Source organism: Microcystis sp. LE19-8.1F, from assembly GCF_027531715.1.
In the GTDB taxonomy this organism is placed as follows: Bacteria; Cyanobacteriota; Cyanobacteriia; order Cyanobacteriales; family Microcystaceae; genus Microcystis; species Microcystis wesenbergii_A.
Genome location: NZ_JAPZSO010000218.1, coordinates 1 through 8,416, shown reverse-complemented (window position 1 = coordinate 8,416; position 8,416 = coordinate 1). Strand labels below are relative to the sequence as shown.

The 8,416-nt window shown below is 41.4% G+C and carries 6 protein-coding genes and 1 pseudogene; 4 read left to right on the top strand and 3 right to left on the bottom strand.

The genetic code is table 11. The features are described 5' to 3' along the window. Window positions 1–130: 130 nt before the first annotated feature. Window positions 131–553, bottom strand: a complete 423-nt coding sequence (locus tag O9334_RS20360) for a helix-turn-helix domain-containing protein (protein WP_288002161.1) — start codon at window positions 551–553, stop codon at window positions 131–133. A 230-nt stretch (window positions 554–783) separates the two neighbouring features. Between O9334_RS20360 and O9334_RS20355 the strand changes: the two genes are divergently transcribed. Beyond that, complete coding sequence (locus O9334_RS20355; RefSeq protein WP_288002159.1) at window positions 784–1,059, top strand: transposase; 276 nt, start codon at window positions 784–786, stop codon at window positions 1,057–1,059. A gap of 2 nt (window positions 1,060–1,061) precedes the next feature. Further along, complete coding sequence (locus O9334_RS20350; RefSeq protein ID WP_288002156.1) at window positions 1,062–1,601, top strand: transposase; 540 nt, start codon at window positions 1,062–1,064, stop codon at window positions 1,599–1,601. Between the two features lie 309 nt (window positions 1,602–1,910). Here the strand turns inward: O9334_RS20350 and O9334_RS20345 are convergent, their stop codons facing one another. Continuing rightward, window positions 1,911–3,263, bottom strand: coding sequence for a flippase (locus tag O9334_RS20345; protein WP_288002154.1), 1,353 nt, complete (start codon window positions 3,261–3,263; stop codon window positions 1,911–1,913). A gap of 368 nt (window positions 3,264–3,631) precedes the next feature. Here O9334_RS20345 and O9334_RS20340 point away from each other — a divergent pair, with 368 nt between their 5' ends. Together O9334_RS20340 and O9334_RS20335 are read left to right on the top strand one after the other, a co-directional pair. Beyond that, on the top strand, window positions 3,632–5,968 hold the full coding sequence (locus O9334_RS20340; RefSeq protein ID WP_288002151.1) for a GumC family protein: 2,337 nt from the start codon (window positions 3,632–3,634) through the stop codon (window positions 5,966–5,968). Between the two features lie 248 nt (window positions 5,969–6,216). Next, window positions 6,217–7,674 carry a DASH family cryptochrome gene (locus O9334_RS20335; protein WP_288002149.1) on the top strand — a complete coding sequence of 486 codons (1,458 nt, stop codon included), beginning with the start codon at window positions 6,217–6,219 and terminating at the stop codon, window positions 7,672–7,674. 114 nt (window positions 7,675–7,788) lie between these two features. On the opposite strand, the pseudogene O9334_RS20330 reads toward O9334_RS20335, so the two are convergent. Beyond that, window positions 7,789–8,259: pseudogene (locus O9334_RS20330) on the bottom strand (transposase); the annotation flags it as partial. Window positions 8,260–8,416 lie beyond the last annotated feature (157 nt).

The window sequence follows — 8,416 nt, the reverse complement described above, 5'->3', positions numbered from 1 at the left end:
TGAAAACTCACGAACTGGCAGGTCAAATTTTTCCCGATGAGGACGATTTAGCGATCGCTGTTAAACAAGGGATCGAAGCTCGCGCTCAAAAAGGAGGATACGAAACTCACTGTTTTAAGTTTAATTCTGCCTAGCTACTTAGAACATCTTTCCAGACCAGATGACATTCATCAAGCAAGTACACCACCAGCTTTCCCGACTGAATCTCCTCTTTTTTGCTCTCCAATAATTGACTGATTTCTTCATTCTTTTTTTTGACCTCTTCTGGATCTTTTTTCGGGTTTACTTGTTCCGCCTTTTGCCAGCTAATTCTCGCTTCTTTTAGCAATTGGTAGTAGCTCTGTCTCGATTTAAACACAACCTCATAAGTTTCTAGTACATAAGTTTCTAGCTCCCAAATATCCCAGTGACTCTGGTTGATAATCCATTGAATTAATTCTTGTTTTTCCTCGGCATTTAGATAGGGTATCGAACCTTTATACTTCAAGATAATCCCCTCAATTCCTGCTGAAATAAATTCCTTTTTCCATTTAGCAATGAATCTGGGGGTCACTCCAATAATTTCTTGAATTGCTCTATAGAACCCATTTGGTATCTTTTATAATGTAGATGCTAGGCCGAAAAGGTGAAGCGAAAACCTTGTCCATTATAGGTTGCAGGGAAGAGAGTCTGTAGCCTGTTTAACGGCAATACTTTGGTCTGAACCCCGTCAGTGAAGGCGCCACCGTCTAGTCGTCCCCGAAAATCGATACTTTGGAGTAAGCTAAAATGTACTCAAGTAGTATGACGAATGAAGAGTGGTCGCTCGTAGAACCGCTATTGCCAAAGAAGAAATTGACTTGCCCCCCAAAATGGACAAAACGACAGATTTTAGATGGGATTTTCTATCAACTCAAAAATGGCTGTAATTGGCGGGACCTCCCGAAAGATTTCCCTCCCTACTCCACCGTGTTCTGGCATTATAAACAGTGGAGAAGTCAGGGAATCATCCAAAAAATAATCGAAGAATTACATCGCCGATTACGACAACAAGAAAAAAAAACTTGTGGACGACTCTAATTATGATTGATTCTCAAGCCGTCAAAAATACCTGTAATGCGAGTGTTGAGACGAAAGGATTTTGTTTCTACAAGTGCACCAATGGAATTAAACGTCATCTAGCGACGGATAGTCTTGGTTTTCCCTTTTTCGCTCATTGTACTCCCGCCAACCTATCTGATGACCAAGGATTGATTGAGTTGTTAACTCGAGGTATTGACTATTTCAAGTTAAAACCGTCGGAACTGCCTAAGACGACTATTCTTGTAGATAATGGTTATCATCCTGACAAAATAGAGAAAGAGTTGGTTAAGGTCTATCCAGAGATAATGACTAAAATTCAGTTTGAACTGTCTCCAAAACCGTCAAAAACCGAAAAAGCGGAGAAGGGTTTATCAGGATTCGTACCTGTAAAAACTCGATGGGTGATTGAAAGAAGTAATTCTTGGATGGAACGCTGCAAATCTTTAGTCAAAAATTTTGAGCGCACTTTAGAGCACTCCACTACCAAAATTCATCTCTGTTTTCTTCGACTTCTACTACGACGATTAGCTGTATCCTAAGATACCAAATGGATTCTATAAGCGTATCCCGACAAAGCCAGCTTAACCGCTAAGGATCTTTTCAGTTACCGGGAGTCGGGATTAGTTTTGATGAACTCTTCGAGAATTTGAAGTTCTGCTTCCATGTGATTCTCCAAACACTTATATTTGTCGTCCTTTTATTCTAAAATATTTCGGGATTGTTGTCGGCATTCTAGTTTACATATCATTTAGGCGCACTATATATGAGATTGCTAAGCAAAACATTACTATATATCTTGTAAGTTTGCATGGGCATTAACATTAAACACACGATTAGTATCATCTCGACTAGAGTATTTTTTTTAACTGGCGCATATAAATTAGATTTTGCTGATAACGGAAGGGTATAAATAAAGCCTTGGTCAACATTAACCCCATCTCAAAGGTGGCTGGATACAATAACATGGAAACGTAATAAGCTAAGGCCTGAGAAATAGCTGTTGCTATTGCCGCACCCACACCACTATAAGGAGGTATAAGCAAAAAATTAAGCCCGATATTAGCTACAGCACCTAAGGCAGTGGTCAAGAAATTAAATTGATTCATATTTTCCGCCATCAACCACTGGCTACGAGCAACACCTAAAAAGACAAAGGGGCTAGCCAAAATGTGCCATGCTAAAATCCTGCCCGCTTCAGTATACTCTTGACCCAACAGTTGTACAATCAAAGGGACAGAAAAAATGGTCATAGGAACTGCAATCAAGATTGCCACCCACGCCATTATATCATAAAGCTGTTGCAGTCTGGCATAATATTCACTCTTACTGCGCTGTTTAGCTCGCAAGATAGCGGGAAAAACCGAAGAACAGACAGCCATAGGAATAAAATACCAAATTTCTGAAAATCTTACCGCCACTGAATAGTTGCCAACTGCTTCTATGCTAGCCATATTGCCTAACATTACTTGATCGATCTTCATATAAATAGTAACCATGACACCTGCAAGCATTAAAAGCCAGGAATCTGTTAACATTTCTATCCCTTTTGACCAATTGAACCGCCATTGCAACAAACATTGATTTTGCTGATAATAAACCCAGAGTATTCCGAGCATTTTAATAAACTGATCAGCCAGGAGTAACCAAACAAAAGCCATCAGAGGTAAATGGAAAGCAATGAATAAAACTTTAACCAGAGAACTCAGAATCAATTGGACACTTGCAACAATAGCTATAATTCCTGAAAGTACCTGTGATTGAAACCAAAATTCAATGATATCAAAGGCACTAAACAATAAACCAAATGCAATCACTAAAACCATAAAACGGGTGTCAGATTGGCTATTAAACCACCAATTCGCCCCACCAATTAGAATAATTGTAGCAAAACTAGCCATTAGCTTGAATAGAAAGGCTGTTCCCAAAATTTCTGGAGTTGCCTTTTCTTCTTGGACAAGATTACGGACAACAATGCCTTTCAGTCCCAAACCGGAAAGAGTACCGAAAAGAGCGACAAAACTGCTACTATAGCTTAACTTACCGAAGTTTTCTGCTCCTAAATACCTAATCATATAAACCCCCACCCCAAAAGCTACTATCATGGTCAACAGACGCTCGGCAAATAGCCAACCGACACTGCCCAGAATCTTTCGCAATCCGGGACTCAGCTTTTCCACCACTGCTTTCCACTTTGCCCCCATTTAGCCCCTGTGTCTCAACATATCGCTCTGTGTCCCAAGCTCTTTAAAAGCTAAAGATACACTATAGAAACCGAAAGGGCAAGCCCATGACCAAATCCCTACCAAGCATCCCTACCAAGCTAAGATATTTGAGACGGCGGCTCCATATTCTTCAGTCCAGAGTAGGATGACAGGAATCACAGTTTGACTAAAAATGAGGACAATTTGACCATCTACCTATGCCAGCACAGAAGAGGGATACTTGGCAATTCCTGCTACACTGGTCTAGTATAGCCGATTATCACCAGTTAACCCTAACCATACCCCCTGACACCCAACCGCAAGAGCAATTTTAAGAGAAATTTACCTACAGAGTAAATCATAGATTAATGATGAACAACCAACAAAACGGGGCGATGAACAACCAACAAAACGGGGCATTGAAAACCCACAGCCAAGGAAATCTACCAGTTTTTGCTCAACCGGCTTTTATTCCCTCCGTGACGCAGGAAGAAGAGGAACTCAACCTGCTTCAAGTCTTTTCTGTCATCAAACATCGCTGGTGGTTAATCGCTGGTATCACCCTAGGAGTCACAGGTGCGATCGCTGCTTGGACTTTCTTAAAAACCCCTATCTATCAAGGTAAATTCCTGCTGCTCATCGGTCAACCCATTGAGGAAAATAAAAGTTCTTCCAGACTGGCAGCCCAAGATATCCTACCTCAGTTAGGTGGTGAAGACATCGATTATGATACCCAAATCGCTGTCCTGAAAAGTCCTCAACTTCTTAACCCCATCCTTAGTAAAATAACTCCTAAATATCCCGACTTTACCTACAGTGACTTAATCAGTAAAACTGGCAAATCTGATCTCAAAATTAGTCAATTAAAAGAGACGAAAGTTTTAGAAATTTCCTATCAGGATGAGGAACCGGAAAAAATCAAGCTGGTTTTAGATAATTTAGCCCGTCATTACCTAAACTATAGTTCTCAGGAACGCAAGACCGAAATTAATCAAGGGTTAGATTTTGTTAACGCTCAATTGCCCGTGCTGCGGGAACGAGTTAATACTCTACAAAAACAAATGCAGCAATTCCGGCAGCAATACAATTTCCTCGATCCCGATAAAGAGGCGACTCGTTTATCACAACAGTTAACCGCTACCGAACAAGATTATCGGGCAGCCCAGGTCGCCCTTAACGAAATTAACTCTCGCTATCAAGCTTTACAGCAACAGGTGGGATTAGCCCCCGATCAAGCAATTATCGCCACTTATCTCAGTGAATCTCCCGGTTATCAAGATTTGCTCAAGCAGCTACAGGAAGTAGAAGTGGAATTGGCCAAACAATCGGCGGTTTTCGCCAAAGATAGCCCTATAATCGCCACCCTAGAGGAAAAAAGGGCTAATTTACTGCCCCTACTGCAAAAAGAGGCCCAGAGAACCCTAGGGGAAAAACTGCCCCAGACAGTGGGTGATTCCCCGGCTTTGGTATCTCAGAGCGCTTTGCGGGTAGAATTAACCCAACAATTGGTGGAAGCCGCTAACACTCGCCAAACCCTAGAAATTAAGGTAAAATCCCTTGCCCGGGCCCTGGAACAGCAGAAAGCCTCGGTCAAAAATCTGGCGGTTTTAGCCCGTCGTTATACGGATTTGCAGCGAGAATTGGAAATTGCCACCACCAGTCTCGGCCGTTTTCTGGAGGAACAACAAAAACTCCAACTCAAGGTGGCACAACAGGTCGTCCCTTGGCAACTGATTGCCCCTCCAGAAGTAGAGGAAGATTTCGTTTCTCCTAAACCCGTGCGAAATCTCGCTTTAGGGGTTATTGGTGGCCTGTTACTAGGCCTAGGGGCAGCCTTTTTAGCTGAAAGATTAGATCCCGTTCATCATAGTGCAGATGAACTAAAAGAAGATACCAAACTGCCCCTTTTAGGCGCAATTCCCTGGCAAAAAGACCTCGATAAGATCGAAAAAGTGATCACCGCCGCCCTACCCCAGTTAACAGTCGCTGGTCAACAACTTACTATCCCTAATACCACTGCGAAATCAGCCAACGAAAACCCCTACTACTATAATTTCTCCCCCTTCTCGGAGGCTTTCCACACTCTTAACACCAATATTCGCCTCCTCGGTTCCGATTCCCCCCTCAAGTCCCTCGTGATTAGTTCTGTATCACCGGGAGATGGTAAAACCACCATGGCAATAAATATCGCTAAGGCTGCCGCTCGTATGGGACAAAAAGTCTTACTGGTGGATGCCGACCTGCGACGACCCCAGATTCACCTACGACTTAATCTCGATAACGACCACGGCCTTAGTAATGTCCTCGCCGAGGGTCTCGATTGGAACGAGGCGATTCAATCCCTGCCCCGCCACGAGAATTTATCGATTCTTACCGCCGGTTCAATTCCCCCAGATCCAACCCGCTTGCTTTCTTCCCAGAGAATGCAGGAGATGATCTCGCAATTACAGCAAGACCACGCCTTCGATCTAATTATCTACGATCTACCACCGATCGCCGCCTTTGCCGATGCCAAAATTCTCGCCGCCATGGCCACTGGCCTCATTCTTGTCACCAAACTGGGCAAAACCGACCGCTTTGTGCTGAAAAATCTGCTCGAAGACCTGAGATTATCCCACATTTCCGTGTTAGGTTTAGTGGCTAATAATGTTAGTCGGAAAGACCACAATTATCGTTACTATGGCCATTACTACGGCAAAAGATAAGCTGTTCGTAATTTAAATTGCTTGTTGAGACGAGGCAAGAGGCAAGAGGCAAGAGGCAACAGTAAAGGGATTGAGGGAGATTCGGCTAATATTAAGAATAAGCACTTTAAATGCGTCTTAGCTTAATTAAATTGAAGATAGATTTTGGCTTCGATCCCCCCTTAATCCCCCCTTAATAAGGGGGGTGTCTGATGGTTTTTAACACCTAACTACTTATTGATCGGTTATCAACTTTTAATTGATGTTAAATGCAGGTTTTAATTTGGTATCGCAATGATCTGCGAGTTCACGATCACGAGGCAATTTATCAAGCTGTTCAAGAACAATTAGAGATAATTCCCTTCTATTGTTTTGATGAGCGTCAATTTGCTCTTACTTCCTACGGGTTTCCAAAAACTGGCAAGTTCCGGACTAAATTTTTATTAGAAAGCGTAGCAAATTTACGACAATCTCTGGAAAGTTTAGGCGGTAATTTAATTATCCGACGGGGAAAACCAGAAGACATTATCCCGCAATTAGTTCAAGAATTGCAGATAGCCAAGGTTTATTATCATCAAGAGGTAACAGCAGAGGAATTAGCGGTAGAAAAAGCGGTAAATAAGGCTTTATCCGGGGTTCCTGTGCAGATAAAAACTTTTTGGACGGCCACTTTATATCATCCTGATGACTTACCTTTTACCCTTAATCAACTGCCGGAATTATTTACTAATTTTCGTAAACAAGTAGAACGTCATTGGGAAATAAGAACAACTTATCCCACCCCGAAAAAGTTGACAAAATTGCCTAAAATAGAGTTGGGAAATCTTCCTAGTTTAAACGATTTAGGCTTAACAGAACCAATTCTAGACCGGGGAGGTGTTCTGTCGTTTCAAGGCGGTGAAATGGTAGGAAAATCACGGGTTAAAGAATATATTTGGGATAGTGATTCCTTAAAAACCTATAAGGAAACCCGCAATGAAATGTTAGGGACTAATTATTCCTCAAAATTCTCAGCTTGGTTAAGTTTTGGCTGTCTTTCCCCTCGTTATATCTATGAGGAAGTAAAAAAATATGAGCAAACAAGAGTAAAAAATGACTCTACCTATTGGCTGATTTTTGAATTATTATGGCGAGATTTTTTCCGATTTATTTGCAGTAAACACGGTAATAAAATTTTCTATAAATCTGGTTTGCAAGAACTTAATTTACCTTGGCTAGAAGATTGGGAAAGATTTAATCTTTGGTGTGAGGGAAAAACCGGTTATCCCCTTGTAGATGCTAATATGAGAGAATTAGCCGCTACAGGATTTATGTCGAATCGTGGCCGGCAAAATGTCGCTAGTTTTCTGACCAAAAATCTCGGTATTGATTGGCGCCTGGGAGCAGAATGGTTCGAGTCATTATTAATTGATTATGATGTCTGTAGTAATTGGGGTAATTGGAATTACACTGCTGGTGTCGGCAATGACGCGCGAGGGTTTCGTTATTTTAATATCCCTAAACAGTCGAAAGATTATGATCCCAAAGGTGATTATTTACGTCACTGGTTGCCCGAATTAGCCCTAATAAAAGGCGATAAAATTCACGAACCTTATAAATTATCTCCAGAAGAACAAAAGCGTTATGGCGTGATTTTAGGGGTTAATTATCCTCGTCCCATTGTCGATTTTTTTCAATCCATCAAACACAACGAAAAAATTTATCTTCAGCATTTCAGTAATCAGTAATCAGTAATCAGTGGACTTCTACCTAATATTATCTCAAGACTATAATTCTTTCTAGACAAGAAACTTACCCAAATAAAAATTATTTTAATGTCCCTATATTTTTCAGTTAAGTAGCTAGGCAGAATTAAACTTAAAACAGTGAGTTTCGTATCCTCCTTTTTGAGCGCGAGCTTCGATCCCTTGTTTAACAGCGATCGCTAAATCGTACTCATCGGGAAAAATTTGACCTGCCAGTTCATGAGTTTTCAATTGATGCCATTCAATTTCAATAAGATTCATTTCAGAGGAATATTTGGGCAGTTGAAAGAAAAATAATCCTTGCTGCTGCCACTTATCCCAATATTCTCTGACTTGCTTGCTCCTATGAATGGGATAATTATCTTGAACGATGACGGTAATCTCCCCCGTCTTTTCAAAATGTTGGGCAGCGAGTTGGGTTTGCCATTCGAGAAGCTTAATATAAGTGTCCCCGTATAGAGAGCCTAATTTCAATCCATAGTCAAAACTCACTCCCAGCGAGTAAAGTCCCAGAATATTTAATCTTTTTCCTCGTCTTTTAGTCTGTTCTAAGACTTTCTGCTCTCCAAGACGAGCATAAGTTTAGCTGACGGGACTCCAAAGAGAAAAACCTGATTCATCCAAAAATTTTAGACGGATTTCTCCGGCACTGTGCGCCCAGAACAACCAGTCTAAATCGGCTTTTTTAGCTAATTTAACTTGAGGAGCAGCACCATTGGGTTGT

Bases quoted from the DNA above. Each gene is read 5' to 3' on its own strand.
- O9334_RS20355 (WP_288002159.1), top strand. From the start codon at position 784: ATGACGAATGAAGAGTGGTCGCTCGTAGAACCGCTATTGCCAAAGAAG.
- O9334_RS20350 (WP_288002156.1), top strand. From the start codon at position 1,062: ATGATTGATTCTCAAGCCGTCAAAAATACCTGTAATGCGAGTGTTGAG.
- O9334_RS20345 (WP_288002154.1), bottom strand. From the start codon at position 3,263: ATGGGGGCAAAGTGGAAAGCAGTGGTGGAAAAGCTGAGTCCCGGATTG.
- O9334_RS20340 (WP_288002151.1), top strand. From the start codon at position 3,632: ATGATGAACAACCAACAAAACGGGGCGATGAACAACCAACAAAACGGG.
- O9334_RS20335 (WP_288002149.1), top strand. From the start codon at position 6,217: ATGCAGGTTTTAATTTGGTATCGCAATGATCTGCGAGTTCACGATCAC.